The sequence below is a fragment of the Pyxidicoccus fallax genome (genome assembly GCF_012933655.1).
GTDB classification, from domain to species: Bacteria; Myxococcota; Myxococcia; order Myxococcales; family Myxococcaceae; genus Myxococcus; species Myxococcus fallax.
The window spans coordinates 1-26,722 of record NZ_JABBJJ010000077.1 but is presented as its reverse complement, the minus strand read 5'-3'; the positions used below and the strand labels follow the sequence as shown (position 1 = coordinate 26,722).

Here is a 26,722-nt window from a genome sequence, read left to right as displayed (position 1 = left end):
CCCGGCTGCCGGTACACGTGGGGGGCGGCGGCCATACCGAAACAGCATTGGACGCTCCGGCCAGGGAGACGCCACCTTGGCGCCATGACGATTCCCCTGTTCAAGGGCTCCGAGGTGGACCGCCTGCGCCGCGCGAGCCAGGCCGCGGCGGGCACGCTGGCGTATGTGGCCTCGCGGCTCGCCCCCGGCATCTCGACGGCGGACATCGACGCCTGGGTGCGCGAGGACACGGCGCGCCGGGGCGGCAAGCCGAGCCAGCTGGGCTTCCACGGCTTCCCCGCCACCGTCTGCACCAGCCGCAACCAGGTGGTCTGCCACGGCATCCCCCGGCCGGATGAGTACGTCGCCCCGGGAGACATCATCAACGTGGACGTGACGACGTTCCTCGATGGCTTCCACGGGGACACCTCGGCCACGTTCCTCATCGGCGAGGTCTCCGCCGAGGCCCGTCACGTGGTGGACGTGGCACGCCGGTGCCGGGACGCGGGCATCGCGGTGGTGCGCCATGGCGCGCGACTCGGAGACATCGGCGCGGCCATCGAGGAGCTGGCGCGCAAGGAGGGCTGCAGCGTGGTGGAGGAGTTCGGTGGCCATGGCATCGGCCACCAGATGCATGCGCCCCCCACGGTGCCGCATACGGGCAAGCGCGGCACGGGCATCAAGCTGCGCTCGGGCATGGTCCTCACGGTGGAGCCCATGGTGAACCTGGGGCGCCCGGGCATCCGCCTGATGCCGGACGGGTGGACGGTGGTGACCGAGGACGGGAGCCTCTCCGCCCAGTTCGAGCACACGATTCTGGTCACGGGTGACGGCTGCGAGGTGCTCACCCGGCAGGAGCTGGTGCTGGAGATTCCCGTGCCCACGCTCCCGCGCCTCATCGCCGAAGCCAGCGCGCTTCACGGCGGCTGAACGGGCGGCGCCCCCTCCGGACGGGAATGTCCGTTCCGGAATGGAACGTCCATTCCGGCCAGCGGGCGAGCAGGCGGCCGAGCCTGCCGTGGCTCCGTGGGATGCACACCCTCACCGTCAGTGCCAGGAGGGCGGTCGATGAAGAGGGAGATGTTGCTGCACGAGCTGCACCCGTCAGTGGTCCACGCGCCGCTGGCACTGCTGCCCACCGCGGCGGTGGCGGACTGCATCTCGGTGGTCTCGGGGGACCGGGCCTGGGGGAAGGTGGCGCGCCGGCTGTGGGTGGCGGGCACGCTGAGCGGGCTGTTCGCGGGAGTGGCGGGGCTGGCGGCGAGCCAGGAAGTCCGGATGGATTCTCCACGCGCCCGGGACATGACGTTCCTGCACGGCGTGGGCAACTCCATCATCATGCTGGGCGCCATGGGCGTGACGGCGTGGCGGCTGCGGCGCGAGCCCACCCTCACCACGGCGCTGTTGGGACTGGGCGCGTGCGGGCTGGCGCTCTACACGGCGTCGCTCGGCGGGAAGATGGTCTACGAGCTGGGCGTGGGCATCAACCCGATGCCCGAGGATGCCGCGCAGGGCACGCTGAAGGGACCGCCCCTGCTGTCGACCCGGGCGCCCGTGGCGCTGGTGACGGACGCGCTCCAGGGCGTGAAGTGGCTGATCTCGCGGGCGCGCGAGCTGCTCACCGGAGAGCGTCCGCTCGCGCCAGGCGCCGAGGGCCTGAGGTCGCCCGAGGATGCCACGCTGCCGCTGCCGCTCGGCATGTCACCAGTGCCGGGACACACGATGCCGCAGGCGTGACGAGGCGCGTGGTGCTCGCCGCCAGGGCCGCTCCCGTCTGGACCGGGGCCGCCCTGGCGGACGTGTGTCCGGAAGATGCTCAGGCCCGGGAGACTTCGCGCGCGAAGTGCTCGGACACCCGCCGCAGCAGGCCCTCGCTCTCGGCCCGTGCCGCCTGGAGCGCGGGGAGGTCCCTCGCGAGCACGTCGTCGAGCGTGCGCCCCGAGCGCGTGAGCGCCTCGGGAAAGCTCCGCACCCAGGACTCCAGGGTGTGGGGTTCCACCTCCGGGTGGAAGAGGAAGCCCACCGAGTTCGACAGCAGGAAGACCTCCTGCGGCTGGCGCTCCGAGCCCGCGAGGGACTCCGCGCCGCGCACGGTGTCGAAGGTGTCCCCGTGCCACTGGGGAACGAGGAGGGACGCCGGAGCCCCCGCGAACACGGGGTGCGCATGGCCCGCGGCCGTGACGTGGATGGGCTGTGCACCCAGGACCATGCCCTTCGGGTCCTGATAGACGCGAGCGCCCGAGATGGCCGCGAGCATCTGCGCGCCGAGGCAGATGCCCAGGCACGGGCGCCGCTCGTGGAGCCGCCGCTCCATCAACGCGAGCTCCTCGCGGAGGTAGGGGTGCTGGTCGGCCTCGTAGACGCCCATGAAGCCACCCAGGACGACCACGAGGTCCGCGTTGGCATCGCCGGGACGGACCTCGCGGAAGCGGGTCTCGAGGACGAACCCGGCCCGGGCGAGCGCCCCTTCGAGCGCTCCCGCGCTCACCGGGACGTCATGCTGGAAGAGGATCGCGCGCGGTGCTGGACGAGTCATGCGGCAATCATCCGGAGCAAGGCTCGCGACGCAAGGGAAACGACGGCCCGCGTCCCGCGGTGTGTCCGCGCTGCCGATAGCCCGTCGCCCTCGTGACATTCAGCCGAGTGGGGATGTTGGCCCCTGGAGCTTCACGCGACGGGCGTCGAAAAGAGGGCGCGGCGCGGCACGGCCCGGGACGCGTGAGTGCCGCACCTCACCCGCGCGTCACCAGGGGCCGCCCGCCCGCGCTGACCTCGTTCGTGTCTCAGAGCATCATGCCGCCACCGGAGCCGCCGCCCGAGCCGCCGCTGCCACCCGTGCCGCCCGTGCCCGAGCCGCCGCTGCCACCCGTGCCGCCCGTGCCCGAGCCGCCGGAACCGCCGCCCGAGGCATCGATGCCGCCGCCCGTGCTCCCGCTGCCCCCGCCACCCGTCGTTCCGGAGCCACCCGTCGCGCCGCTGCCGCCGGAGCCACCCGTCGTGCCCGTGCTTCCGGAGCCACCCGTCGTGCCCGTGCTTCCGGAGCCACCCGTCGTGCCCGTGCTTCCGGAGCCACCCGTCGTGCCACTGCCACCGGTGCCACCGGTGCCGAGGCCACTCCCCGAGCCATCATCGCCGGAGCCGCCCGTGCCGCCCTCGGTCGCACTCGTACTTCCGCTGCCGGCGCCGCCCGTGTCACCACCCGACCCGCCGCTGCCCGTGGCGCCTCCAACTCCCTGTCCGGAGCCCAGGTCTCCACCTGTGCCGGCACTGCCCTGGTCGGGCACGCCGCCCGTGGTGCCTCCGGTGGAAGTCGTGTTGCCACTCCCTCCCGTGCCTCCGCTGCCTCCAGAGCTACCTCCCATCTGGTCGGAGGCACCCGCGCCGCCGGTGCCCTGTTGCTGCTGCTGGTCCGCGCCGCCCTGCTGGCGACTCTCACAGCCACTGCCCACGAGCGCCGCCGAGGCCAGTGCGCCAATCAGAATCGCTCCCTTGAAGCCTTTCGCCTTCATGGTCCTCTCCTCTTGAATTCCGGGGATGCCCTTCAAGGCTGAGGTCCTCATTGGCAGACGCGTATTGAACCCCAGGCCAATGCGGCGCACGCCGCACGGCAGGCCGTCCTGCGTGCTCGCGCGGGAGGGCACCATGGGGCTGGTGCCCGTCAGACGGGTTCGCCCGTCGCCAGTTCCCGCACCACGGAGACGAGGCCGGTGGTCACCGTGGCCAGGGTGGTGAAGTCCACCCGGTCGAGGATGTCCGAGTGCCGGTGATAGTGGCGGTAGCGGAGGGGCCCGGTGTCCGTCAGCATCACGGCCGGGTAACCGTGTTGCCAGAAGGACCAGTGGTCCGACGACTTCACGCCGGGGAGGAGTCCCGGGAGCGCCACGCCCGCGCACCGCGCGCCCGGACCCTGCGGGAAGGCCGCCACGCACCGCCTCACCAGCGCGCGCGAGGCGAGGTTGCCCACCACCGCGAAGAAGTCCCCCCTCAGCGGGGAATAGAGGTTCAGGGGAAAGGGCCCCTCGGGCCAGCGGTGCGCGTGGGCGTAGCTGCCGAGTGTCTCCAGGCTGAGCATCGCCCGGATGTCCTCGTGGCGCTCCCGGCAGCGCCGCGCGTAGGCGAAGCTCCCCATCTCCGGCGTACGGGTGAAGGGCTGCTCTTCCGTGGCGAAGGCGACGAAGCGCACCGTGCGGGCCGGTCTCGGCATGGCGCCGACCTGGAAGAGTCCCGCCAGCGCGAGCAATGACGCCACCGCGCTACCGTTGTCATTGGCTCCCGGACTGCCGTGAGCGGAGTCGTAGTGCGCTCCCACCACCAGCACCTCGTCGGGGTACGAGGTGCCCGGCAGCTCCGCCTCCACGTTCTCCACCCGATGGCCGCCTGCCTCGTAGCCGTGCAGCTTCACCGCGTAGCCCGCGCTCTCCAGCCGCTGGACGAGGTAGTCCCGCGTGAGCCCGAGCCGCCGGGCGCGCAGGGTGTCCCGCAGGTTGCGCTCGCCGATGTCCACGGCCAGCGCCATCACGTCCTCGCGCAGCGCCTCCGGCTGCACCGCGATGCCCGTGCGCGAAGTGCTTCCCGGCTCCCAGGTCTCCAGGCGGTCCATGCGTGCTCCCCCGCTCGTCCGCCCGCGCGGGGCGGCGCATCCCGGGCCCCGCTGCTGCCTGCCTGCCCTCGCGTGGCGCGGGGTGGCGTGCTCGGGACCCGTCCCTGGGAGTTAGGGACGCGGAATGCGCGGGGCAGGGACGGGAGCACGGGCCGGCCTCGCCTGCCCGCTCCCGGGGAAGGAGACCTGCCGCGTGGGGACGCGCGGCGCCGTCATGAGCCACGGCGATGCCCGGGGGCGGGGGCCGACGGAAACCCACGCGCGCACCTTGCTGCTCAGCCGCGGGCCGCGAGGCCGCCTCCCAGCGCCAGGTGGCAATGCCGAGGTGTCCCGGATGGCGCGTGCTCCGGGACGGGGCCGTGCCGTGGAGGGTTCGCCAGTGTTCACCTCGGACCGCCGAGGACTGTCCGGAAGGACGGGGCACGCGTCCTGGCACGGGACAGTCGCGGCACATGGGTGTCACGGGACACACGCGGGAGGTTTGAGTTGGCCGGTAAATGGCGCTAAGGCTGCGTGGCAGCGAGCGGGGGATGCATGCGCGCACGGTGGGACATGGTGGGGTTGGGCGGCGTGGTGCTGGGCATCGTGATGCTCGCGGCCGGCGTTCCGTTGCTGGTTCCCACATGGATGCTGGAGGACGCGCCGCCGCGCCCGGCGCCGGAGGGCCATCCCCGTCGGGAGGCTCCCGCGGTCGCACGGGCGGAGGCCGCGCCCCCCGAGCGCAAGGACGCGCAGGGCCCGGGCCTCCAGGTGGAGCTGGCCCGGGGCCGCGAGGGCGTGACGGTGGAGGTGGCGCGCGCGCGGGAGGAACCGGCGCCGCTGGCCCGCTTCGCGAAGCAGGCGCTGGTGCCGCTGACGCCGGACGAGGAGGCGCTGCTGCGCGAGGAGCCGGTGGACGACCTGGCGGCGCTCGTGGCCCGCACGGAGCGCGCCTTCCAGGACGCGACGCCCCAGACGCGCGCGGAGAAGGAGCGTCGCTATCTGGCCGCGCTGAACCTCGCCGCGAAGCTGGCCACTCCGCCCGAGCCCTCCGCCGCGGACGCGCGGGCACGAGAGGTGGACGCGCGCTACCAGCGGGCGCTCGCGGAGGAGCGGGGGAAGTGGAAGGACCTGCCCCCCGAGGAGCAGGCCCGCCAGCAGGACGCATTCAAGGAGTGGTTCTTCGGCCGGGAGGAGACGCGATGAGGGCATTCATGGCAGCACTCCACGCGCTGGTGCTGTTGGCGCCCGCGGTGGCGCTGGCGGTGCCGCACTACGTGGCCCCGCGCGACTGGGGCAGCTTCATCTGGCTGAGCACGTACCTGGACGCCGGCCAGTCCTACACCTTCGAGACGCGGGATTTGACGGGCACGGCGCCGGACACGGTGCTGCACGTGCTGCGCGACAGGAACGGCTGGAGCCAGGTGGCGGTGAGCGACGACTGCTCGGGGTCGACGCGCTCGTGTGTGACCTTCACCGCGCCGGACTCGGGCTACTACCGCGTGTGGGTGCGCGCGTACGCGGACGGGCGCGGCGGCACCGCGAGCGTGTACCGCAACGGCACGCTGCTGCTGTCCAACCAGCCCTTCGGCGGCGTGCCCATCTCCTTCACGTGGAAGGCGAAGGAGACCTTCCGGGCCTCGTCCACCACTCCCAACGCGGGGGACCACCTCCTCTTCCTGCTGCGCTCCAACACGGAGTACCTGCAGCACGACGACGACAGCGGCCCGAAGCACTACCCGCGCGTCGTCGCGGCGAGCGCGCAGAACGGCGGCGGCCAGCGGGTGGTGGTGGGGCGCTACCCGGGCAGTACGGGGACGGCGAGCTTCATCCACGACGAGGAGCTGTGGTCCACCATCTTCGATGACAACGACGAGGACGAGGACGGCATCTCCGACGCGCTGGAGCCGCTCGTCGGACTGAACGCGGAGGAGGAGGACTCGGACGGGGACATGGTGCCGGACGCGATGGAGCTGTTCGGCAACGACGGCTTCTCGTTCTCCGAGTGGGGGAGCCCCTCGGTGAGGGACCTCTACGTGGAGGTGGACTGGATGCAGCACCCGACGAACCCGTACCTCACGCGGCAGCCCTACGCGGCGCTGGTGGCGGACGCGGCGGCGGTGTTCTCCCAGGACTCGGGGATACGGCTGCACGCCTTCATCGACGGCGCGCTGCCCTGGCACGAGGTGGTCTGCTACGGCGCGTGCAGCGGCGGGGTGGACTTCTATTCGCTGAAGGCGAGCTACTTCTCCTCGGGGAACCCCGAGCGGCGGCCGTACTTCCACTACGTGGTGTGGGCCAACCGGCACTCCAGCCTCACGAGCTGCTCGTCCGGGCGGGCGGAGATGCTGGGTAATGACGTCATCATCAGCATGGGGTGCTGGAGCAGCCCCAGCGCCGCCGAGCAGCGCGGCACCTTCATCCACGAGCTGGGGCACAACCTCTCGCTGAGCCACAACGGCAACGACGCGGCGGGGCAGTACAGCGAGGTGCACAACAGCGTGATGAACTACCGCTACCAGCTCACGGGCGTGAGCCACTCGGGGTGGCACTCGTACTCGTTCGGAGGCAACGGGTGCGCGGCGTGCAGTGCCTCGCCGAAGGCGGAGTGCATCGAGTGCCGTAACGAGTTCCTGGGCTGCGGCTTCCCGGGGTGTGGCTCGTGCGACTGCGATGTGAACGAGTGGGGCTCGCTGGCGCTGGACTTCTCGGACAGCGGCGAGGCGGACGACGGCACGGGGCCGGTGAAGCGGCGCACGGTGCTGGCGGCGTACGCGCCGGACGACAAGGGCGGGCCGGCACGGCTCCAGCCCTTCGTGCCGCACGTGGAGCGGCCGGAGGCGGTGAAGCGGGAGGCGGTGCGGCGCAAGCGGGAGCGGCTGCTCGCCCGGGGACAGGTGGAGGGCAGGGACTTCCACGTGTCCCCGGACGGCACGGGGCTCTACGCCGAGTGCCCGTGAGGCGCTACGCGACGAGGACCTCCAGCCCGCCGAGGAGCTGGAGGGCGGCGTCACGCGAGGGGATTCCCGCCTGACGCACGAGCGTGGCGTCGGGCTCCTGGCGCGCGAGCAGGTGCTTCAGCTCCTCGAAGGCCTCGCGACGCGCGTCGCGCACCCGCTGGCGCGCCTCGGGCGTGAGCAGCTCCGCGGCCCACGCGTCCACGGCCCAGGCCAGCTCGGCGTGGCGCAGCTCGTCCTCGGCGATGCGCTCGAACTCCTCCCGCACCCGCGCATCCTCCGCCGCGCGGGCCTGCCACCCGGCGACCACCGCGCCGAAGGTCTCCCGGACGCAGCCCTCCTTCGCGTTCTCCACCAGCATGTCCTCCAGGGAGCGGGTGGGGAACGGCGCAAGCTCCACCTCGGGCGCGGAGGCGCCATGCCGCCGGGCCAGCGCCGTCATGGCGCGCGTGTGGCGGACCTCCTCCCCGGCCGAGCGCCGGGCGGCGCGGACCAGCACCTCGGGCGCGCCGTGGGCCTTCAGCTCCCTCGCGAGCCGGAGGAAGGCGGGGACGGACGCCGCCTCCAGCCAGGCCATCCGGGCGAAGAGCGCGCCCAGCGAGCAGTGCGCGTCGAGCCGCGGCTCCTGGAGTCCCTCCGGCTTGCGTCCGTCCGAGCACGTTTCATAGAAGCCGCGGCAATCCAGCACCGAGACGGTCGCCCCGGTGCCCGCGTCGGAGGCGGGGACGACCCTGACATTGCAGGACTCGATGGTGCCGTAGGACTTCTTCACCTCACAGAGCGCCATGCAGTCCTCCTGCTGGGGCACGCCGCCATCCGCCAGGGTGGCGCCGGTGAAGCTCTCGGTGAACGGAGTCTGTCGACTGAAGCAGGGACCCTCCTCCTCGCCGGAGCCGCAGCCCACGAGGGTCAGCAGGGGAACGGCGACCAGCAGCCGGGACACGGTGTGACGCAGAAGGGGATTGGCGGGAAGAAGTGAGACCTTGCTTCGGGACATGGACGCTCCTGGCACCTGATGACTGCGCTGCCGGCCCGACCCGCCTGATTGCATGTGTCAGGCCATGGGCAAGCACCCCGCGTGACAGGAGGAGTCCCCTCAGAATTCCGAATGTCGCCACGAGAGATATGGCGAGCGTGCCACGACTGCGATGTCTTGGGGTGGTCTCGACCCTCGGGAGGAGGGCGTTCATGGAAGCACTCCAGGCGCTGGGATTTCTGACGCGGGACCTTCCACGGATGCGCGGGCCGCACGGCGTTGGAAGGCGTGGGCGTGTCGCGTGGAGGCTGGGATGTTCCCTGCTCATCCTCGGTCTCGCGGGCTGTCGAGCACGTCCTGACGCCATGAACCCCGACGCGGGCCCGGTCTCGACCGCCGGGGCCCGGTCGGGTCTCGTGACTCCCGAGGCGGGAGTGGCGGTCGCGTCGCCTGCATCGACGGAACCCGTGCACCCCTGCGCCGACGTGTGGCGCGAGGCGCGGGTGGACGTGGCCTTCAAGGAGGAACCGGAGGACGCGGCCGGGCGGCGCGCGGGCTCACGACTGGAGCGGCGCTTCACGGTGGCCCGGCAGCTCCAGGGCGCGTACCGCTACAACGACCAGTGGGCCTCGGTGCTGGAGTACGAGTCGGGCCCGGTGCGCGGCGGCGTGAGCTTCAGCCTCACGGTGCCGGACGTGCTCGCGGACCTGAAGGGGCGCACCGTGACGTGGGCGAGCCACCGCGAGCCGGCGGGCTGCATGTCCAGCGACGGCGAGGAACCCGCGCTGCTCGCGGGCGACACGCTGCGCGACGAGCAGGGCCGGCTCCTGCTGCTCAACGTGCCGAGCGGACCGACGACCGCGGCAGGCGAGGTGCTGCTGCCCCCGGGGCTCGTCCCGGAGCTGCGGGTCCAATGGGAGGAAGCCGGCTGCGCGGCGGAGCAGGGCGCTCGCACACGGGGTGTCCGGCTGCGCTTCGAGGCGACCCGGTCGCGGAATGGAACTTCCATTCCGGCGGTCGTCCGCCTCGGGGAGGCGATGCCGCTCACGCTGGATGGCCTCCGCTACGAGGTCCGCGTGGCGCGCGCCCGGGCCGGCGTCTCGGGGCGCTGCGGGCAGGCGGTGTTCACGCTGTGGCGCGAGGGGCTGCGCGAGCAGCGCCCCGCACGGTGAGGCGCCCGGACGCTGGCGCATCTCCCGTGTCCGCGCCCGCATGACTCCCGGCGTCAATGCGTCCCCTTCCACGAGAGGAGACGCACTGTCAGTGATGTCTCAGCTGCCCGGTATTTTCAGTATTGTTGCTTTCTCGTGAGTTGAGACAGAGTGGGGCTCCCTACCTTGGAGGGGAGTCAGCTTTGTCCAGACGCGTGGGTCTCGCTCGCGGGCTGTGTCTCGCGATGTTGCTATGCGGTGTGGGGGCATTCGCCCAGGGCACCTCGGTCATCACCGGCACCATCTCCAACGCGGCCGACCAGAAGCCACTCGCGGACGCGGTGGTGACGGCCACGTCGCCGCGCCTCCAGGGCGAGCAGGTGGTGGTGTCGGACTCCAGCGGCCTGTACCGGATTCCCCAGCTGCCGCCGGGCACGTACACCCTGCGCGTGGAGCGCGAGGGCTATGAGCCCTTTGTGCGCAGCGACGTCGTCCTGCGGCTGGACCGCACCGTGCGCGTCAACATCCAGCTGTTGCCCTCGTCGCTGGGCGAGACGATCTCCGTCAGCGCCGCGCCCACGCTGGACGTGGGCTCCAGCACCGCGGGCCTCAGCGTGGACGCGGACTTCCTGCGCAACATCGCCGTCATCCGCCCGGGCACCAAGGGCTCCGCCTCGCGCTCCTTCGAGTCGCTGGCCGAGCTGGCCCCGGGCGCCGTGGAGGACCGCTACGGCGTGAGCGTCAGCGGCAGCAGCTCGCCGGAGAGCCAGTACGTGGTGGACGGCCTGTCCGTGAACGACCCGAGCGTGGGCACCCTGGGCACGCCGCTGTCGGTGTCGTTCGTCCAGGAGGTCAACGTCATCACCGGCGGCTACATGCCCGAGTACGGCCGCTCCACCGGCGGCGTGCTCAACGTCGTCACCAAGTCCGGCTCCAACGAGTTCCACGGCTCCGTGTTCGCCAACATGGCGCCGGGCTTCCTCCAGCGCTCCGGCCGGGAAATCCGCCAGGAGGGCAGCGTCATCTCCGCGCAGGGCACTCCGTGGAACCAGGGGGACCTCGGCTTCGACCTGGGCGGCCCCATCCTCAAGGACAAGCTCTGGTTCTACGTGGGCGTCGCGCCGTCCTTCAACCGCATCCGCGTGGACCGCCAGCTCAGCAAGCTGGAGATCTGCGACGTGGAGGACCCGGCCAACGGCTGCGACGAGGTGGGCGCCCGGCGCAGGGACCCGACCACCGGCTTCGGTCTGGCGACGCCCATCGAGGGTACCCGCACCAGCCGCTTCGCGGATGAGCGCAGCGTGCAGTACCTGGGCAAGCTGACGTACCTCTTCAACCCCGACCACAACCTGTCCGTGTCCGTCTTCGGCGCGCCGCGCTCGTCCGGTGGCGGCGGCAGGTACTCCTTCAGCCGCGACGGCGACCCGGAGGTGTGCATCGGCCTGTCCTGCACCGGCTTCGTCCAGGGCGCCTACGAATCCATCGCCACCCGGCGCTCCAACGGCGTGCTGGACATCGTCGCGAAGCAGGCCTCGTCGTTCTTCGACAAGAAGCTCCTCCTCGACGCCACGCTGGGCTGGCACCATCAGGCCGACGACATCCTCCCGTCGGACGGCTCCGCGCTGGGCTCCACCCAGGGCCTGGCCGGTCAGTCCCGCGTCCTCTGGCGCCGCTCAGGGGCTCCGGGCTTTCACTCCATCACCGAGTTCGAGTCGCTGCCCGACCCGTCCGTCTGTGGCGCCACGCTGGCCGAGCAGTCCAGGAACTGTCCCGTCAGCACCTATACGACGGGCGGCCCCAACACCATCAGCGTCCAGGAGCTGGACCGCGTGCAGGGCAAGGTGATGGGCACGCTCCTCGTGCAGGCGCTCGGCCACCACATCATCAAGGCCGGCTTCGACGCGGAGCGCACGAGCTTCTACAACAACCGCGCGCGCACGGGCCGCACCCCCTGGCAGGAGTGCACGAATGGCACCTGCTTCGCCAGCGTGGACGAGTACGGCTACCTGTCCTCTCCGGACACGCCGGTGTTCCTCGCCAGCAAGGAGGGCACGTCCACGTCGATGACGCTGGGCGGCTTCATCCAGGACAGCTGGTCCGTGCTGGACAAGGTCACCGTCAACGTGGGCCTGCGCTACGACGTGCAGACCATCTGGGGCCTGGATGACAAGGTGGGCCTGCACCTGCCCAACCAGTGGTCGCCCCGCATTGGCGCCATCTACGACTTCACCCAGCAGGGCCGCTCCAAGCTGTTCGTGAACTTCGCGCGCTTCTACGAGAACGTGCCCCTGGACCTGGCGGACCTGTCCTTCCCGCAGCAGCAGCTCCTGTCCGCCACCTACGAGGCGACGGGGTGCAACCCCAGCAACCGCGAGTCCCTGCTGACGGGGTGCACCGACAGCCGCTACCGCCGGCCGCTCGGCACCAACAGCGACCGCCCCAACCAGTACTGGGACGCGAGCGGTGGCGACCGTGTGCCCGTGGACCCGGACATCCGCGCCCAGTCCTCGGACGAAATCATGGTGGGTGGCGAGTACGACCTGGGGCTGGGGCGCGTGGGCGTCGCGTACACCCGGCGCGTCCTCAACAACGTCATCGAGGACATGAGCCGTGACGACGGCAGCACGTTCTTCCTGGGCAACCCCGGCCAGGGCTACTCGACGGACTTCCCGCTCGCGCGCCGCGACTACGACGCGGTCAACCTGTACTACCAGAAGCTCTTCTCCAACGGCTGGCTGGCCCAGGCCAGCTACACGTGGTCCAAGCTGCGCGGCAACTACTCCGGCCTGTTCCGCGCGGACACCGGGCAGCTGTCGCCGAACCTGACGCGCGACTTCGACCTGCTGTCGCTCACCACCAACCGCGACGGGCCGCTGCCCGGTGACCGCACGCACGTGTTCAAGGCCTTCGGCGCGCGCGAACTCCAGTTGACGGACCGCACCAGCGTCGTCCTGGGCGCCAGCTACCGGGGGCGCTCGGGCACGCCGCTCAACTACCTGGGCGCGCACCCGCGCCGCAGTGGCTCGGAGACGTTCATCCTGCCCCGTGGCAGCGCCGGCCGCCTGCCCTGGGTGCACAACATCGACTCGAACGTGGGCATCAACCAGAAGCTGGCGGGCGACTACGTGCTGAACCTGTCCCTGGACGTCTTCAACCTCTTCAACTTCCAGCAGTACACCGCCGTGGACCAGACGGTGACGCTCACGCAGGTGTTCCCCATCGAGCAGGGCGGCTCGCCGAGGGACATTTCGGCCTGCCTCATCAAGGACAGCGCGGACTGCCGGGTCATCCCCATCGGCGGCACCAGCCGCATCGCCAACGAAGACCTCAACCCCAACTTCAAGCGGCCGACGGCGTACCAGGCGCCGCGCTCCATCCGCCTCGGCGCGAGGCTCAGCTTCTGAGCCCGGCCCCTCGAGAGGACACCTCCATGAAGCTTCGATTGATGGGATTGAGCCTGGGCGTGGCGGCGGCCGCCGTCGCCGTGGGCGCGTGCGGCACGGAAGAGCCGGAGCCGCAGTGCGTGGTGGCCCGCGCGAGAGTCAACAACGGCGTCGGCTCGTTCGCGACGACGTACACCCTGCTGCCCGGGCAGAACCCGGACCGGGCCTGCGCGCAGCTCACGCCAGAGCCGGTGGGCCTGCAGAAGTTCTTCGGCGAGACGCCGGACGCACCGGACTCCGTCGCCGTGCGCAGTGAGCGGATGGGCAGGCTGGTCTCGAGCTTCGCCTCCCGGCCAGACCCGGACACCTCGCACCGGACATATTCGGTGGGCTCGTTCGCCAGCGAGGCGCCGGGGCCGGACAACTTCTGCGACGTCCCCCAGTTGTCACCCGCCCGGCTGGACGTGCCCGCCGCGCCCGCGGGGCTGCCGGACGGCGGCACGCTCGAGGATGGCGGCCCGCCCGCGCTTCCCGCGCAGAGCTACGCCTACGAGTGGAGCAAGCTGCGCATCTACAACACGCCAGGGATTCCGGGCACGCAGTTCACCGCGGACCTGCGCTACACGGAGAACGGCTGCACGGCGGACTACAACGTCAAGGGCATCTGGCCGGTGGTGCGCTGCGGGACCGCCGATGGGGGTGTCAACGAGGCCGCGTGCGACCCGTACGCGGACTACGACGCGGGGCGGCTGCGCGGCTCCGGAATCAATCCGCTGTTCCCCGTCAAGTGCGACCCCGTCGCGCTCATCTGCGTGCTCACGGGCGAGGTTCCGTCGGACCAGCAACAACCGTGACGCGCGCATCGCGCTGACGCGAGCGGGGACCGGAAGCCCGGAACATCGGGCCACCGGTCCCCGTCGTTTTCAGAGGGGAGTGCTCGCGCGTTCAGGACCCATCTCGACATTTCGCGCGCGGGACGCTACATCGTCGCGCCGCTTCGCCGGGGGTGGGCGCCACGGTGGCCCCGGCACGGTCCTGCGCATGCTTTCGGTTCCCTTCTTCGGCACCGCGACGGAGCTCTCCCGCTTCACCCACCGGACCGGCACGTCGGTGGTGCTCGCGAGCACGGATGACTCGGACGGCACGTTTCCGCAGGACCTGGCGGAGCGCATCTCCGCGTGGTCCGCGGACGTGCGGCTGGCATCGGCCAGCCTCGAGGCGCTCCGGCGCGTGGCGGAGGACGCCCGGCCCGGGGACGTCTTCATCTTCGCGGACGGGAAGCTGAGCTGGCGCAGCGAGCCGACGCAGAACCTGGACACGCAGGCGCTCGCGGCGCAGGCGGTGAACGTGTTCATCAGCGCGCTGTCGCAGCACGGCTACGTGCGGCTCAAGCAGCGCGAGCGCAACGAGGCCATCTTCACGCGCGTGAAGCTGGTGGACATGGAGCGGCTGTTGAAGAACCGCGCGAAGCGGGCCTCGCGCGCGAAGCCTCCGCCGGAGCCGGTGGAAGACCCGTACACGCTGCTGGGCCTGTCGCCGCAGGCCACCTTCGAGGAGGCCCGCGCGGCGCGCAACGCGCTGCTCGCGCAGTACCACCCGGACAAGGTCGCGGGGCTGGGGCCGAAGCTGCGCGAGGTGGCGGAGGCGGAGACGAAGAGAATCAACGCCGCCTTCGCCAGCCTCCAGGCCCCCGCGCGGAGCGGACGCCGGCGGGGGTAGGAAGCACTCGCGCGGTCGCGGTGCCGTCAGGCCACGGAGGCCAGCTCCGGGCCGTCGCGCCCTCCTCGGAGGCTGAGGGCAACCCGGTACTGGAAGCCCGCCAGGTCGCCATCCTTCTGGAGGAAGACCTCGCCGTAGGGCGCGCGAAACAGCGGCTCGCTGCTGTGGAGGATGCGTGGGACGAAGCGCAGGAACTCGTCCTCGCGCAGCCGCTGGCACAGCTCCAGGCCGTTCATCCGCGGCATGTTCAGGTCGGTGATGATGAGGTCGGGCCTCTGCGCGAGCGCCCGGGCCAGCCCCTCCTGCCCATCCCTGGCGGTGGTGACCACGCAGCCCATGTCTTCCAGGACGAGCGTATAGACCTCGAGCAGGTCACCGTCGTCATCGACCAGCAGGACCCTGGGATGTGAATTCATGGTGCGCCTCGTTCATCAGTGGGCGCCCTCGCGCCCCGTTCATATGGACAGGACCGCGAGCACGGGAATGTGAACGGGCATTTTCTGTTCGCAGGCTCATGCGGGCGCGGAGCGGACGGTGGAGCCTGGGGGGGCCGACCTGGGACGGGGCGCCGTCACATCGGTCGGCTCCGGACACGGGGAGGACGAGGAAGCTCCCGGCCCCCGGGACGTGACGCGAGGGCGCGGGCTCAGGCGGGAACGAGGTCCACCGGGAGCACCTGCGGCCCGTGGATGGTGAGGCCGGGCAGCCACTGGATGTCCGGGGAGCGGAGGCGGATTTCGCGGATGCGCGGGACGAGCGCCTCCAGCGCGAACCGGGCCTCCATGCGCGCCAGCTGCGCCCCCAGGCAGAAGTGCACGCCGTGCCCGAAGGTGAGGTGCTGGTTGCCCTTGTCCCGCCCGGGCAGGAAGCGCTCCGGCTGCTCGAACACGCGCTCGTCGCGGTTGGCGGCGGCCACCAGCCCCATCACCAGGCTGCCCGCGGGCACCTGCGTGCCTGATAGCTCCACGTCCGCGATGGCGATGCGGAAGGCGAACTGGACGGGGGACTCGTAGCGGAGCACCTCCTCGACGAAGCGGGGGAGGTGCGTCCGGTCCGCGCGCGCCTGCGCCAACTGCTCCGGGAAGCGGGCGAGGAGGATGGCCGCGTTGCCGATGAGCTGCGTCGTCGTCTCCATGCCCGCGGGCAGCAGCAGGAAGAGGAAGGACATGACCTCCGCGTCGGTGAGCTGGCGTCCATCCACCTCCGCCCGGAGCAGGTCGCTCACCATGTCGTCGCCGGGAGCGCGGCGGCGCGCGGCGATGATGTCTCCGAGGTACGCCTCCATCTCCTTCACCGTGTCGCGGATGCCCTGGTGCTGCGAGGGCACGGCGGAGCTGATGAGGCTCATGTTCACCGACCAGCGCTTGAACTCGGTGAAGGTGGACGGGTCCAGGCCCAGCATGCGGCCGATGATGTTGCGCGGCAGCACGAAGGAGAACGCGTCCACGAAGTCCACCTCGCGCTGGCGGACGGCGGCCTCGGCCAGCGTCTCCGCCTCCTGGCGCACCTGGGCCTCCAGCCGCGCCATGCCGGCGGCACCGAAGGCGCGGCTGACCAGCGCGCGAAGCTGGGTGTGGCGCGGCGGGTCCTGCGTGAGGAGCGATTGGGCCACGGGGTTCGGCCCCAGCCAGGGCGGCTCGGCCGTCACCGCGAGCGCCTCGGACGAGAAGCGCTGGGCATCCTTGAAGAGGGTGCGCACGTCCTCGTAGCGGGCGGCGGCGTAGGCACCAAAGGGCTCGATGCGGAAGAGCCCGGGCTCGGCGCGCATCCGCGCGTAGAGGGCATGGCGCTCGGCGTCGTTGGTGGGGGCGAACAGGTCGTACGTCTGCAACGGCATCTCCGGGGTGTGGGTCGCGGCGGCGGGGCCCCGGCGCGGCGGCGGACCGCGGGCTCGCGAGTGCAGGGGCTCCAGAAGGGATACGGAGGGGGCCGGTCCGGCTGGCTGTGGTGGGGGATTGCGTCCCCGTCGCGGTCCGCTCGACGATGGGAGCCCCAACGAGGAGGAGCGCGATGCGGAAGTCGCTGGGAGCGTGGCTGTTCACCCTGGGCACGGCCTGTGCCCATGTCCCCGAGAAGCCGCCGGAGTCCGCCGCCGGAGAACCCGTGAGCGCGGAGACGCTGCTGGAGCGGGCCGAGGCGGCCTACGAGGCGCGCGACTACCCGGGCTGCGCGGCGCTGTACCGCCAGCGGGTGGCGCGCTGTGGTGACGATGACTGCCGCGCCGGGTCCCACTACGAGGCCGCGAGCTGCCTCGCGCTCGCCGGCCAGCCGGCCCCGGCGCTGGAAGAGGCGAAGCTCGCGGTGGCGCGTGGCTACTTCAACGCGGAGAAGCTGAAGCTGGATCCGGAGCTGGCCTCGCTCCACGCGCTTCCGGGCTGGGGGGACGTGCTGGCGGCGGTGCAGACGAACCGCGACAAGGCGGAGTACCCGCCCATGCCCGTCCCGGTGCTCGTCGCGGTGGACACGTACGGCTCGCGTCAGGTGGAACCGGGGGATGTCCTCGCGCTGCTCGGAGTCGAGACGGGCAAGCCCTTCGTCCACAGCAGGGCGCTCTTCCAGGACAAGGCGGCCGAGCTGCGCAAGCGGTACGACCTGGCCTGGGCGGACGTGTCGCTCAGCTACTGGCTCGACAGCCCCACCGAGGCGCGGGCGTACATCACCGTGGACCTCGTGGACACGGGGGATACGGAGCGGCTGCGGTTCCTGCCCGCGCCGAAGGGCACGCCGGAGGACCCGGAGGGGCTGGTCGCCCGGTGGCGCGCCTACGAGAAGCGGGGCTTCGAGCTCCTCCAACGAGGGGCGCTCAACCAGGAGGAGGGGCCGGCCTGCCGGGTCGCGCACTGCATCTGGGGCTTCGCCCACCCCGAGTTCGCCCCGCTGGAGCCCGTCCTCGTCGAGAGGGTGCCGGTGCTGAGGGACGCGGTGGTGAAGGTGCTGCGCGAGGACGCCAACCCGGAGAAGCGCGCGGCGGCCGCCTTCGTGCTGGCGTACGCGGGAACGCCGGAGCAGGTCGTCGCCAGCCTCGTGCCGTTCATCCGGGACCCGGACGGAGGCGTGCGCAACAACGTGCTGCGCGTGCTCACCGCCGTCCAGGAGGCCGCGGACCGCCCGCTCGTGGACGTGGACGTGGTGGTGGACGCGATCTCCATGCCGGAGGGGACGGACCGGAGCAAGTCGCTCTACCTGCTCCAGATGCTGCTGGACGACATGAAGCCCGAGGCGGTGCGGGCGCTGCGGGCCACGCTCATCCAGCGGCTGGGCGCGTCGCTCGTGGCCCATGCCGGCTTCGCGCTGCCCCACTTCCGGGAGCCGGCGGTCCTCATCCTCCAGCGGCTGTCGGGGGAGAAGCACGAGGCCCCCGAGCAGTGGAAGGCATGGCTGTCGCGCCAGACGCAGTGAGCTACTCGGGCGTCGAGTCGATGATCTTCTTCGCGATGCCGAAGGAGAACCCGGCCCGCGCCAGCGCGGCGAGGTCCTTCTGGCGGTTCTCCTCGCGGGTGCTGGCGTTCTTCCGGAAGGGGCCCAGGCGCTTCTTCCGGGCCCAGATGCGCGCGGCCTCCTCGTCGGAGACCTCGGCTGTGGCGTCCGCGAGCTTCTGGGTGACGAGCTCCGCCGAGACGCCCTTGAGCCGCAGCTTCTGCGCAATCACCCGCGTGCTGCGGCCCGAGGCGCGCAGTGAGTGGGCCTTCATTCGGGCATAGGCCTCGTCATTGAGGAGGCCGTTGCGGACGAGCTTGGCGACGAGCGCGTCCATCCACCCGAGCGCCTCGGCGCGGTCGCCTCCGTGGAACTTGAGGGATTTGTCCACCCGGCGCATGAGCACGCGCTTGAGCTGGCTCTGCGTGGCCGCGTACCGCTTGAGGTAGTGCAGCGCGGCGTTCTCCAGGTACGTCGGAGACACCTTGCGAGGCCGCTTGGGCTTGCGGGGCCCCGCCGGCTTCCTGTCCTGTCCTTCCCGCGCCTCGTCCATGACGGAACGGGTCTACCACCCGGGTCTGACGCTCAGAAGCCCGGGGTGACTCCCAGGCGGGTAGGGGCTCCCGGGCAGCCGGGCGGCTCCATGCCCGCTCCGAGGGATGTGGTGCGCTTTCGGGCGGTGGCCAGCCGGGTGTCCTGGTCATCTGGGTGAGAGCGGGATGCTGGTGAGCTGGTGCCCGTACGCCTGGCGGCGATGTCGGGGCCCTGCTCGGGATGCTGGTGAGCTGGTGCCCGTACTCCCGGCGGCGACGCGGGATGGCCGTTAGGGAGGCCCCATGCGCGCGTCGCTGCTGGCCCTCCTGCTGCTGTCCCTTCCCGCCTGCCGGCGCGAGACACCGGCGCCTCCGCCTCCCGTACCCGCCGCCGCGCCCGCGCGGACGCGGGTGCCCGCGGAGCCCATGTCGTGGCTCGGCGCGGACTGGCTCACGCGCGAGGAGCGCGAGGCCGAGGAGCAGCCCGAGGTGATGCTGGACGCCCTGGGCCTGAAGCCCGGGATGCGCGTGGCGGACGTGGGCGCGGGCGTGGGCTTCCACACCGTGCGGCTCGCGCGCCGCGTGGCTCCTGGCGGTCATGTGTGGGCCACCGACATCCAGGAGGAGATGGTCTCTCGGCTGCGCTCCAACGTGGAGGCGGCGGGGCTGAACAACGTGACACCCGTCCTCACGAAGCCGGACGAGACGGGCCTGCCCGACGGACAGCTCGACCTGGTGCTGATGGTGGACGTCTTCCACGAGCTGGCCGAGCCGGAGCGCATGCTCGCGAAGCTCCGGCGCGCGCTGGCGCCGGGAGGCCGCGTGGCCCTGGTGGAGTTCCGCGCCGAGGACCCGAACGTCCCCATCAAGCAGGAGCACAAGATGTCGGTGGCGCAGGTGGACGCGGAGCTGGAGGCGGCGGGATTCAGGCGCGTGCAGCGCTTCGACGGATTGCCCTGGCAGCACCTGCTCGTCTACTCGCTCGCTTCGACGGATGGAGGCCCGTCCGGTCGGCCGCTCCAGTGACGAGCCTGCTGCCCTTTTCCGGAGCCTGCCCCGTCCCCACCCATGAGTGCACCGCAGCATTCCCCGCATGAAGGACCCACTCATGGCCCAGAAGACCTCTCCCGGAACCCGTCCCCTGGCCCTCGTCACCGGCGCCTCCAGTGGTATCGGCTTCGAGCTGGCGAAGCAGTTCATCCAGAATGGCTTCGACGTGCTCATCGCCGCCGAGGACGCTGGCATCACCCGCGCCCAGGCCGACCTGTCGACCCAGAACGGCGCGCTCGTGGAAGCCCTCCAGGTGGACCTGGCCACCCATGACGGCGTCGAGCAGCTCTACAAGAAGGCCCAGTCGCTGGGGCGTCCGGTGGACGTGCTCGCCGTCAACGCGGGCGTGGGCGTGGGCGGTGACTTCGCCCGCGAGACGGACCTGAAGGCCGAGCTCAACCTCATCCAGCTCAACATCACCTCCGCCGTGCACCTCACCAAGCGCGTGGTGCGCGACATGGTGGCGCGGGGCGCGGGGCGCATCCTCTTCACGTCGTCCATCGCCGCCGTGCTGCCCGCGCCGCTGGAGGCGGTGTACGGCGCGTCGAAGGCCTTCCTGCTGTCCTTCTCGGATGCGCTGCGCAACGAGCTGAAGGACGTGGGCATCACCGTCACCGCGCTGATGCCGGGCCCGACGGAGACGAACTTCTTCCACCGCGCGGGCATGGACGACACGCGCGTGGGCCAGCAGGAGAAGGACGACCCGGCCCAGGTGGCTCGCGAGGGCTTCGAGGCCCTCATGGCGGGCAAGGACAAGGTCGTCGCCGGCGCGCTGACCAACAAGGTCATGGCCGCCGCCTCGCGCGTGCTCCCCGACGCGGCGAAGACGGCGATGCACCGCCATATGTCGGAGAAGGACCCGAAGGCGTCCCACGACTCGTGAGACGCCGGGCTCGGAAGCGGCCCCGTTGCTGGATGACGGGGCCCGGGCGGCTCAGCCCTGCTTCTTCGCGGACTCGAACAGGGCGGACACCACGCCGGACGGGTCCTCGATGACGCAATAGCGGCCCATGGGGCCGGCGGAGCGCACCTTGCCGAGGGCCTTGCCGCCCAGCGCGGCGACGCGCTCCAGGCTGCGGTCCAGGTCCTCCACGGTGATGTAGACAATCCACACGGGCGGCAGCTCCGCGTTCGGTCCGCGCGCGTGGCAGATGCCGGCCGCGGGCGCGTCGCTGCCGGGCGGAATCATGAGGAAGTCCTCGTAGCCGCCCATGTCCAGGCCCACGGCCTTCCAGCCGACGACGTCCCGGTAGAAGTCCTTCAACGCCACGGCGTCCTTCACCGTGAGGTCCGTCCAGCCCACGCTTCCCACCGGCTTGCTGTCCTGGCTCATGTGCGCCTCCGGCGGCGCACTGTAGCCGCCGGCCCGCGGGTTCGTCCTTCGCTCGGGCCCCGGGCTGTGCAAGAAGGTGGGCCGGTTACTGGCATCCGTGGGCTGGACTCGTATCGTCGTGCGGGAGGCCGTGTGTTCATGGGGTGGATGACCCGCTTGCGCGTCCTGGGCGCGGAGCTGGCCTTTCCCGTCGGGCTCTTCTTCTTCAGCCGGCTGGCGCTGTTCCTGCTCGCGCGGGTGTCGCTCGTGTTCGATGACCAGCTGCACCGGGCGCCCTTCAAGCAGGTGGGGCTCGCGGGGCTGGACGCGTTCTGCCGGTGGGACTGTGGCTGGTACACGGAGATTGCCCAGCAGGGCTACGTGCGTCCCCAGGCCACCAACTTCTTTCCGCTCCTGCCCCTGATGGGGCGGCTCCTGCACGAGGCCACGGGGTTGAGCATCCCGGTCGCCCTGGTGCTCATCGCGAATCTCGGCGGGCTCCTGGGGCTCATCGTCCTGTACCGGCTCTTCCGCTCGCTGGAGGACGAGGAGACGGCCCGGGTCTCCCTGCTGCTCTTCACGGCCTACCCGTTCGCCTTCTTCCATTCCGCGGGCTACCCCGAGTCCTGGCTGGTGTGCCTCACCGCGCTCTCGGTGTTGCTGAGTCTGCGGGGGCGGCACTGGCTGGCGGCGCTCGCCCTGGGCCTGGGAGGGCTGGCGCGTCACCTGTCTCTCGTGGCGGGCCTGGCCCTGCTGTTCCAGCAGCTTCGCTCACGCGGCGGTGGGCTCCGGGCGTGGTTCCACCGCGACATCCTCGCGCTGGCGCTGCCGCTGGTGATGACGTCGCTCTACTTCGTCTACCTCTGGCGCCAGTTCGGAGACCCGCAGCTCTGGTGGAAGGTGCGCAACAGCGAGTGGGCGGGCGCCTGGTCCGGGCTGGGGAACTGGCTCCGTGGCAACTGGGCCCCCGAGGTGAACCTCTACGTGGCGATGTCGTTCATCCCGGGAGTGGGTGCCCTGCTGCTCGCGAGGCACCGCCGCTGGTGGCCGCTGGCCGCCTTCGGCATCCCGCTGATGCTCGTGTTGTGGACGGTGGGGCTGGTGGGCCTGGGCCGCTACAGCGCGGCGGTGTGGCCCGCGTTCCTGCCCCTGGGCGCGTGGCTGGGCCGGCACCCCGCGCTGCGAGGGCCCGTGGTGCTCGGCTTCGCGCTCTTCCAGGGCATGCTCGTCTTCCTCTTCGTCCACTCGTACCCCATCAACTAGCCCGGGGCACGGGTGGGCCCCGGCTCACAGCGACTTCAGCGACTCGGGCACCTCCCACTCCGGCTTGAGGCGGGAGATGAGCTTGGCGAGGTTCTCCTTGTCCTGCGCCTTCTCCAGCGCGGCCTCGGGGGTAATCACCCCGTCCTTCACCAGCCGCTCCAGGTGCATGTCCAGCGTCTGCATGCCCTGGCCCTGGCCGGCCTGCATCTTGGACGCAATCTGGAAGACCTTGCCCTCGCGAATCATGGAGGCGATGGCGCTGCCACCCACCAGGATTTCGAGCGCCGCCACGCGGCCCTTGCCGTCCGCCGTCTTGATGAGCTGCTGCGCGACGATGCCCGCGAGGCTCTCCGCCAGCATGCCGCGCACCTGCCCCTGCTCATCGGCGGGGAAGGAGTTGATGATGCGGTCGATGGTGGCCGGCGCGCTGTTGGTGTGCACCGTGGCGAACACGAGCACGCCGAAGCTCGCCAGTTGCAGCGCCAGCTTCATCGTCTCGTTGGTGCGAAGCTCGCCGATGAGGATGACGTTCGGGTCCTCGCGGCCCGCCGAGCGGATGGCCGTGGCGAAGCTGGAGGCATGCGGCCCCACCTCGCGGTGCGTCACCTGCGCCTTGCGCGACTCGTGGACGAACTCCACCGGGTCCTCGATGGTGAGGATGTGCGCCGGGCGGGTGTGGTTGATGTAGTTGATCATCGCCGCCAGCGTCGTGGACTTGCCGCTGCCGGTGGGGCCCGTCACCAGCACCAGCCCATTGCGCCGGTCCGCCAGCTTGCGCACCACCTCGGGCGTCTTGAGGTCTTCCAGCGACAGCACCTTGCTGGGAATGGTGCGGAAGACGGCCGCCAGCCCCGTCATCTTGTTGAAGTAGTTGGCGCGGAAGCGGGCCTTCGTCCCGTAGCCGTAGGCGAAGTCCAGGTCCAGCTCCTCTTGAATCTGGCGCTGCTGCTCCGGCGTGACGAGCTCGAAGAGCAGCGCCTCCATCTCCGCCTGGGTGAGCGGCTGCTCGCGCAGCGGCACCAGCTCGCCGCGGATGCGCCCCAGGGGCGGGTAGCCCACGCTCAGGTGCAGGTCGCTGCCCTTCTGGTCCAGCAGCGTGTCGAAGAGGGTGGCGATACGAGGCGTGGTCATCTCAGGAGCCCTTCCTGCCCATCAGCGAGCCCATCTTGCTCAAGAGTCGCGCGCTGTCCTGCGCCGTCTCCGGGGCCGGCACCGTGGTGCCGGGGCGCTTGCCCGTCACCACGGCCTCCAGCTCGTCCGGGTTGTCCGCGAACGCCTTCGCCACCTCCAGCTTCACCTTGCCGGAGCGGACCACCTCCGCCAGCGAGTCCTCGAAGCGGACGATGCCCAGGCTCTTGCCGCGCTGCTGCAGCGAGGGAATCTGGAACGTCTTGTTGTCGCGGATGAGGTTGCCCAGCGCCACCGAGCCCGGCAGCACCTCCACCGCCGCCACCAGCCCCTTGCCGTCCGCGGCCGGCAAGAGCCGCTGGCTGACGATGAGCCGCAGCCCGCTGGAGAGCGACAGGCGCACCTGCTGCTGGTCCGCGGGTGGGAAGAGGTCGATGAGCCGGTCGATGGTCTTCGCCGCGCTCGGCGTGTTCATGGTGCTGATGAGCAGGTGGCCTGTCTCGGCGGCCGCCAGCGCCATGCGCACCGTCTCGGTGTCGCGCAGCTCGCCCACGACGATGACGTCCGGGTCCTCGCGGAGGCTGCCCTTGAGCGCGCTGGCGAACGTGCGGGTGTGGGAGCCCACCTCGCGCTGGCTGATGAGCGCCTTCTTGCGCGGGTGGACGAACTCCACCGGGTCCTCCACCGTGAGCACGTGGTGCGTCGTCTCGCGGTTGATGATGTCCACGATGGCCGCCAGCGTGCTCGTCTTGCCGTGACCGGACGGGCCGGTGATGACGATGAGGCCCTGGTGGTGGTGCGTCGCCTTGGCGATGTCCATGGGCAGGCCCAGCGACTCCAGCGTGGGCACCTCGCGCGCAATCACGCGGAAGGTGCCCTTGAGCCCGGTGCGCTGGCGGCCCACGTTGACGCGGAAGCGGCCCATCTCCGGCGACTCCAGCGAGAAGTCGCAGCTGCCGTCCTTCTCCAGCACCGGGCGCAGTCGCTCGGGCACCACCGGGAGCAGCAGCTGCTCCACCCGGGCCGGGTCCAGCGGCTCGCCCTGGGGCACCAGGTCCCCCACGAGGCGGAAGAGGGCGGGACGGCCCGCGACCACGTGCACGTCGCTGGCCCCGAGACCCCGGGCCGACTCCAGGAGCACGGTCAGCTCCCGCGGCGTCTGGGTGAAGGCGCGCGGCAGCGAGGTGGCGCGGGGGGCCGGCTGCGCGGCGGGCTCCGGGGCCCGGGCCTGTTGCACCGGGGCCGCCGCGGGGGCCGGACGCGCGGCGGCGGGCACGGGCGCGGGGGCCGCCGGAGCCGCGGGCGCGCGCGGGGCGGCGGCCGGAGCTGGTGCGGGCACGGCCTGCTGCGCGGGCGCGGCGGCGGGCGCGGGCGCGCCTTCCGAGGCGCGGGTCAGCCGCAGGTGGACGAGGTCCCCCTTGCGCATGGCGGCGATGGAGAGCGCGCCCAGGCCGTTGGCGTTGACCGACCACTGCACCGGCGTCTCCGTCACGGTGTTGGCGCGGGCCACGCCCACCATGGCCTGGAGGGCGCGGGTGACGTCCTCGGCGGTGACGGCGGTGGGGTCCAACGGCTCATAGCCGTTGCTGCCGCGGATCATCGGTGGGCGGCCGGTCGCCAGGGTCAGCTCGGTGACGCCAGGGCGCGCCAGATGCCGCAACAGCTCTGCGAGGGGTTTCATGCGAGGGCCATCCAGACCACGGGGACGGGGGGAGGGCAGGATAATCGACAATCCGCCCGGAGCGCGTCACCCGAGGGTGACGCCCGTCCGCTCGCACTCCGGCCCGAGAGCTTCCGGGCAGGCGACCGCCTGGCGGTGTCATCCGCCGCCCGGTCGCCAGACCCGGAGAACGTGTGGGTTACACGGTGGGAGTCACAGGCTCCGGGGCCCGGCTGCCAGGGCCCGCGCGGAGCGGGGGGCGGGAGGCACGGACCTCCCGCCCGAGAGCCGGCTGCCGCCGACTACAGCTCGCGGGACATCAGGAGGCGAAGCTTGCCGGACTTCTTCGAGACCACCGTGGCCACGGTGGTGAAGTTCGCCTTCCGGTAGAAGCTCACCGCCGCCGAGTTGGACGGGTCCACCCGCAGGGCGATGGTCTTCCGGTACATGTCCCGGGCCGCCTTGAGCGCCTGCTCCAGCAGCACGTGGCCGAGACCCTTCCGGCGCAGCTCGGGCTTCACCACGATGTTGCGCAGGTACGCCGCGCCCGGCACCGGGCCGTCCCGCTCCACCGTCACGTAGCCCACCACCTGGTTCTGCACCTTCGCCACGTGGATGTAGGGCTTCAGCTGGGTCAGCGCCTTGAGGCTGTCCTCCGGCGTCTCACCCCGGGTCTTCCAGGGTTCGGAGCCGGCGCGCAGGGTCGCCACCGCCGTCATGTCCTCGTCGGTGGGGGCGGTGAACTTCACCGCCGTCATCAAGTCGTTGGGCAGGCCCGCCACATCCAGCACCGGCGCTGGAGTCGTCTCCACGCCCGGGTCCACCTGCTTCATCGTCATCGCCTTGCTCCTCCGTCGAGCTGAGATCCTAACCGCTCTCCCGGCACCCGTGCACGCGGTGATTCCGCGCACATTGTCCTCACAAGTGAGGAGACTGTCTTCCTCAATTGTGAGGAGCCGGACTCCGCCAAACCCCCCATGCGCTCAGCCCATTCCAGGGATGAGCCCTGCTTCCATGCCCGGAATCCTTCCGGGCTTCCGCGTGGGCCTGCTTCCCACTATAAAAACCCGGGCCGTGTGCGAGGGTCGGGTGCGCCCACCTCGCCCCTGGCCCGCCCGAGTCCCGCCCTTGCAACTCAACCACGCCCAGCGAGAGCTCACGCTCAAGATCGTCTACTACGGGCCCGGGCTGAGCGGGAAGACGACGAACCTGCGCCATCTCCACGCCCGGGCGTCCGCCGAGATTCGAGGCCGCCTGCTCACCGTGGAGACCCACGATGACCGGACCCTCTTCTTCGACCTGCTGCCCGTCTTCTTCTCCACCTCCTCCGGCTTCAAGGTGAAGGTGAAGCTCTTCACCGTGCCCGGCCAGGTCATCCACAACGCGACGCGCCGCATCGTGCTCCAGGGGGCGGACGGGGTGGCCTTCATCGCCGACAGCCGGCGCACGGCCACGGCGGAGAACAACACCTACTGGCGCAACCTCCAGGAGAACATGAAGGAGAACAACCTGGACGTGGACCAGGTGCCCGTCGTCATCCAGTTCAACAAGCGGGATTTGCCGGACGCCCGGACGGAAGCGGAAATCGAAGCGGCCCGGCGGCGGGGTGGGGAGG

At 71.2% G+C, this 26,722-nt stretch carries 24 protein-coding genes; 13 read left to right on the top strand and 11 right to left on the bottom strand.

Annotated features, from left to right (window positions below; all coding sequences use genetic code 11):
• Positions 1-84 precede the first annotated feature (84 nt).
• Together map and HG543_RS18130 are read left to right on the top strand one after the other, a co-directional pair.
• A complete protein-coding gene (map, locus tag HG543_RS18135; RefSeq protein WP_169346053.1) occupies positions 85-909 on the top strand; it encodes a type I methionyl aminopeptidase in 825 nt (274 codons plus the stop codon).
• A 138-nt stretch (positions 910-1,047) separates the two neighbouring features.
• Positions 1,048-1,716 (top strand): DUF2231 domain-containing protein, encoded by a 669-nt coding sequence (locus HG543_RS18130; protein ID WP_169346052.1) that lies wholly within the window; start codon positions 1,048-1,050, stop codon positions 1,714-1,716.
• A 79-nt stretch (positions 1,717-1,795) separates the two neighbouring features.
• Here the strand turns inward: HG543_RS18130 and HG543_RS18125 are convergent, their stop codons facing one another.
• The 3 genes from HG543_RS18125 to HG543_RS18115 all read right to left on the bottom strand — a co-directional run bounded on the left by HG543_RS18125 (position 1,796) and on the right by HG543_RS18115 (position 4,579).
• A complete protein-coding gene (locus HG543_RS18125) occupies positions 1,796-2,515 on the bottom strand; it encodes a type 1 glutamine amidotransferase (protein ID WP_169346051.1) in 720 nt (239 codons plus the stop codon).
• A gap of 247 nt (positions 2,516-2,762) precedes the next feature.
• Entirely contained in the window at positions 2,763-3,488 is a 726-nt protein-coding gene (locus HG543_RS18120) for a hypothetical protein (protein ID WP_169346050.1), read from the bottom strand.
• A gap of 149 nt (positions 3,489-3,637) precedes the next feature.
• Positions 3,638-4,579, bottom strand: a complete 942-nt coding sequence (locus tag HG543_RS18115; RefSeq protein WP_169346049.1) for a M28 family peptidase — start codon at positions 4,577-4,579, stop codon at positions 3,638-3,640.
• Between the two features lie 534 nt (positions 4,580-5,113).
• Here HG543_RS18115 and HG543_RS18110 point away from each other — a divergent pair.
• Together HG543_RS18110 and HG543_RS18105 are read left to right on the top strand one after the other, a co-directional pair.
• On the top strand, positions 5,114-5,764 hold the full coding sequence (locus tag HG543_RS18110) for a hypothetical protein (protein WP_169346048.1): 651 nt from the start codon (positions 5,114-5,116) through the stop codon (positions 5,762-5,764).
• Between the two features lie 8 nt (positions 5,765-5,772).
• Positions 5,773-7,518, top strand: coding sequence for a hypothetical protein (locus tag HG543_RS18105; RefSeq protein WP_246357123.1), 1,746 nt, complete (start codon positions 5,773-5,775; stop codon positions 7,516-7,518).
• A 4-nt stretch (positions 7,519-7,522) separates the two neighbouring features.
• On the opposite strand, the gene HG543_RS18100 is transcribed toward HG543_RS18105, so the two are convergent.
• Positions 7,523-8,512 (bottom strand): ferritin-like domain-containing protein, encoded by a 990-nt coding sequence (locus HG543_RS18100; protein ID WP_169346046.1) that lies wholly within the window; start codon positions 8,510-8,512, stop codon positions 7,523-7,525.
• Between the two features lie 446 nt (positions 8,513-8,958).
• On the opposite strand from HG543_RS18100, the gene HG543_RS18095 reads away from it, so the two are divergent.
• The 4 genes from HG543_RS18095 (at position 8,959) to HG543_RS18080 (ending at position 14,744) form a co-directional block, all read left to right on the top strand.
• A complete protein-coding gene (locus tag HG543_RS18095; RefSeq protein ID WP_169346045.1) occupies positions 8,959-9,663 on the top strand; it encodes a hypothetical protein in 705 nt (234 codons plus the stop codon).
• A 182-nt stretch (positions 9,664-9,845) separates the two neighbouring features.
• The gene (locus HG543_RS18090) at positions 9,846-13,046 is read left to right on the top strand and encodes a TonB-dependent receptor (protein WP_169346044.1); all 3,201 of its coding nucleotides are present in this window, start codon (positions 9,846-9,848) and stop codon (positions 13,044-13,046) included.
• Positions 13,047-13,072: 26 nt separating this feature from the next.
• Entirely contained in the window at positions 13,073-13,879 is an 807-nt protein-coding gene (locus tag HG543_RS18085) for a hypothetical protein (protein WP_169346043.1), read from the top strand.
• Positions 13,880-14,066: 187 nt separating this feature from the next.
• Positions 14,067-14,744 carry a J domain-containing protein gene (locus HG543_RS18080; RefSeq protein WP_169346042.1) on the top strand — a complete coding sequence of 226 codons (678 nt, stop codon included), beginning with the start codon at positions 14,067-14,069 and terminating at the stop codon, positions 14,742-14,744.
• 26 nt (positions 14,745-14,770) lie between these two features.
• Here the strand turns inward: HG543_RS18080 and HG543_RS18075 are convergent, their stop codons facing one another.
• Both HG543_RS18075 and HG543_RS18070 read right to left on the bottom strand, forming a co-directional pair.
• On the bottom strand, positions 14,771-15,160 hold the full coding sequence (locus tag HG543_RS18075; RefSeq protein ID WP_169346041.1) for a response regulator: 390 nt from the start codon (positions 15,158-15,160) through the stop codon (positions 14,771-14,773).
• 230 nt (positions 15,161-15,390) lie between these two features.
• Positions 15,391-16,575: a cytochrome P450 gene (locus HG543_RS18070; RefSeq protein ID WP_169346040.1), complete on the bottom strand. Its 1,185-nt coding sequence runs from the start codon at positions 16,573-16,575 to the stop codon at positions 15,391-15,393.
• A 179-nt stretch (positions 16,576-16,754) separates the two neighbouring features.
• Here HG543_RS18070 and HG543_RS18065 point away from each other — a divergent pair, with 179 nt between their 5' ends.
• Positions 16,755-18,143 (top strand): HEAT repeat domain-containing protein, encoded by a 1,389-nt coding sequence (locus tag HG543_RS18065; protein ID WP_169346039.1) that lies wholly within the window; start codon positions 16,755-16,757, stop codon positions 18,141-18,143.
• A gap of 1 nt (position 18,144) precedes the next feature.
• Here the strand turns inward: HG543_RS18065 and HG543_RS18060 are convergent, their stop codons facing one another.
• Complete coding sequence (locus tag HG543_RS18060) at positions 18,145-18,714, bottom strand: regulatory protein RecX (RefSeq protein ID WP_169346038.1); 570 nt, start codon at positions 18,712-18,714, stop codon at positions 18,145-18,147.
• A gap of 283 nt (positions 18,715-18,997) precedes the next feature.
• Here HG543_RS18060 and HG543_RS18055 point away from each other — a divergent pair, with 283 nt between their 5' ends.
• Both HG543_RS18055 and HG543_RS18050 read left to right on the top strand, forming a co-directional pair.
• Positions 18,998-19,720: a class I SAM-dependent methyltransferase gene (locus HG543_RS18055; RefSeq protein WP_169346037.1), complete on the top strand. Its 723-nt coding sequence runs from the start codon at positions 18,998-19,000 to the stop codon at positions 19,718-19,720.
• Between the two features lie 82 nt (positions 19,721-19,802).
• Positions 19,803-20,627 (top strand): SDR family NAD(P)-dependent oxidoreductase, encoded by an 825-nt coding sequence (locus tag HG543_RS18050; RefSeq protein WP_169346036.1) that lies wholly within the window; start codon positions 19,803-19,805, stop codon positions 20,625-20,627.
• Positions 20,628-20,678: 51 nt separating this feature from the next.
• On the opposite strand, the gene HG543_RS18045 is transcribed toward HG543_RS18050, so the two are convergent.
• Positions 20,679-21,077 (bottom strand): VOC family protein, encoded by a 399-nt coding sequence (locus HG543_RS18045; RefSeq protein ID WP_169346035.1) that lies wholly within the window; start codon positions 21,075-21,077, stop codon positions 20,679-20,681.
• Positions 21,078-21,215: 138 nt separating this feature from the next.
• Between HG543_RS18045 and HG543_RS18040 the strand changes: the two genes are divergently transcribed.
• Complete coding sequence (locus tag HG543_RS18040) at positions 21,216-22,319, top strand: mannosyltransferase family protein (protein WP_169346034.1); 1,104 nt, start codon at positions 21,216-21,218, stop codon at positions 22,317-22,319.
• A gap of 24 nt (positions 22,320-22,343) precedes the next feature.
• On the opposite strand, the gene HG543_RS18035 is transcribed toward HG543_RS18040, so the two are convergent.
• The 3 genes from HG543_RS18035 to HG543_RS18025 all read right to left on the bottom strand — a co-directional run bounded on the left by HG543_RS18035 (position 22,344) and on the right by HG543_RS18025 (position 25,946).
• Entirely contained in the window at positions 22,344-23,450 is a 1,107-nt protein-coding gene (locus tag HG543_RS18035; protein WP_169346033.1) for a type IV pilus twitching motility protein PilT, read from the bottom strand.
• Between the two features lies 1 nt (position 23,451).
• The gene (locus tag HG543_RS18030; protein ID WP_169346032.1) at positions 23,452-25,128 is read right to left on the bottom strand and encodes a type IV pilus twitching motility protein PilT; all 1,677 of its coding nucleotides are present in this window, start codon (positions 25,126-25,128) and stop codon (positions 23,452-23,454) included.
• Between the two features lie 281 nt (positions 25,129-25,409).
• Complete coding sequence (locus tag HG543_RS18025) at positions 25,410-25,946, bottom strand: GNAT family N-acetyltransferase (RefSeq protein ID WP_169346031.1); 537 nt, start codon at positions 25,944-25,946, stop codon at positions 25,410-25,412.
• Between the two features lie 289 nt (positions 25,947-26,235).
• On the opposite strand from HG543_RS18025, the gene HG543_RS18020 reads away from it, so the two are divergent.
• Positions 26,236-26,722 (top strand): GTP-binding protein (locus HG543_RS18020; RefSeq protein ID WP_169346030.1); only part of this gene is annotated, 487 nt, incomplete at its 3' end.

What these genes read in the sequence shown, in the direction of transcription:
- map (WP_169346053.1), top strand. Translation starts at nt 85, where the DNA reads ATGACGATTCCCCTGTTCAAGGGCTCCGAGGTGGACCGCCTGCGCCGC.
- HG543_RS18130 (WP_169346052.1), top strand. Translation starts at nt 1,048, where the DNA reads ATGAAGAGGGAGATGTTGCTGCACGAGCTGCACCCGTCAGTGGTCCAC.
- HG543_RS18125 (WP_169346051.1), bottom strand. Translation starts at nt 2,515, where the DNA reads ATGACTCGTCCAGCACCGCGCGCGATCCTCTTCCAGCATGACGTCCCG.
- HG543_RS18120 (WP_169346050.1), bottom strand. Translation starts at nt 3,488, where the DNA reads ATGAAGGCGAAAGGCTTCAAGGGAGCGATTCTGATTGGCGCACTGGCC.
- HG543_RS18115 (WP_169346049.1), bottom strand. Translation starts at nt 4,579, where the DNA reads ATGGACCGCCTGGAGACCTGGGAGCCGGGAAGCACTTCGCGCACGGGC.
- HG543_RS18110 (WP_169346048.1), top strand. Translation starts at nt 5,114, where the DNA reads ATGCGCGCACGGTGGGACATGGTGGGGTTGGGCGGCGTGGTGCTGGGC.
- HG543_RS18105 (WP_246357123.1), top strand. Translation starts at nt 5,773, where the DNA reads ATGGCAGCACTCCACGCGCTGGTGCTGTTGGCGCCCGCGGTGGCGCTG.
- HG543_RS18100 (WP_169346046.1), bottom strand. Translation starts at nt 8,512, where the DNA reads ATGTCCCGAAGCAAGGTCTCACTTCTTCCCGCCAATCCCCTTCTGCGT.
- HG543_RS18085 (WP_169346043.1), top strand. Translation starts at nt 13,073, where the DNA reads ATGAAGCTTCGATTGATGGGATTGAGCCTGGGCGTGGCGGCGGCCGCC.
- HG543_RS18080 (WP_169346042.1), top strand. Translation starts at nt 14,067, where the DNA reads ATGCTTTCGGTTCCCTTCTTCGGCACCGCGACGGAGCTCTCCCGCTTC.
- HG543_RS18075 (WP_169346041.1), bottom strand. Translation starts at nt 15,160, where the DNA reads ATGAATTCACATCCCAGGGTCCTGCTGGTCGATGACGACGGTGACCTG.
- HG543_RS18065 (WP_169346039.1), top strand. Translation starts at nt 16,755, where the DNA reads ATGCGGAAGTCGCTGGGAGCGTGGCTGTTCACCCTGGGCACGGCCTGT.
- HG543_RS18060 (WP_169346038.1), bottom strand. Translation starts at nt 18,714, where the DNA reads ATGGACGAGGCGCGGGAAGGACAGGACAGGAAGCCGGCGGGGCCCCGC.
- HG543_RS18055 (WP_169346037.1), top strand. Translation starts at nt 18,998, where the DNA reads ATGCGCGCGTCGCTGCTGGCCCTCCTGCTGCTGTCCCTTCCCGCCTGC.
- HG543_RS18050 (WP_169346036.1), top strand. Translation starts at nt 19,803, where the DNA reads ATGGCCCAGAAGACCTCTCCCGGAACCCGTCCCCTGGCCCTCGTCACC.
- HG543_RS18045 (WP_169346035.1), bottom strand. Translation starts at nt 21,077, where the DNA reads ATGAGCCAGGACAGCAAGCCGGTGGGAAGCGTGGGCTGGACGGACCTC.
- HG543_RS18040 (WP_169346034.1), top strand. Translation starts at nt 21,216, where the DNA reads ATGGGGTGGATGACCCGCTTGCGCGTCCTGGGCGCGGAGCTGGCCTTT.
- HG543_RS18035 (WP_169346033.1), bottom strand. Translation starts at nt 23,450, where the DNA reads ATGACCACGCCTCGTATCGCCACCCTCTTCGACACGCTGCTGGACCAG.
- HG543_RS18030 (WP_169346032.1), bottom strand. Translation starts at nt 25,128, where the DNA reads ATGAAACCCCTCGCAGAGCTGTTGCGGCATCTGGCGCGCCCTGGCGTC.
- HG543_RS18025 (WP_169346031.1), bottom strand. Translation starts at nt 25,946, where the DNA reads ATGACGATGAAGCAGGTGGACCCGGGCGTGGAGACGACTCCAGCGCCG.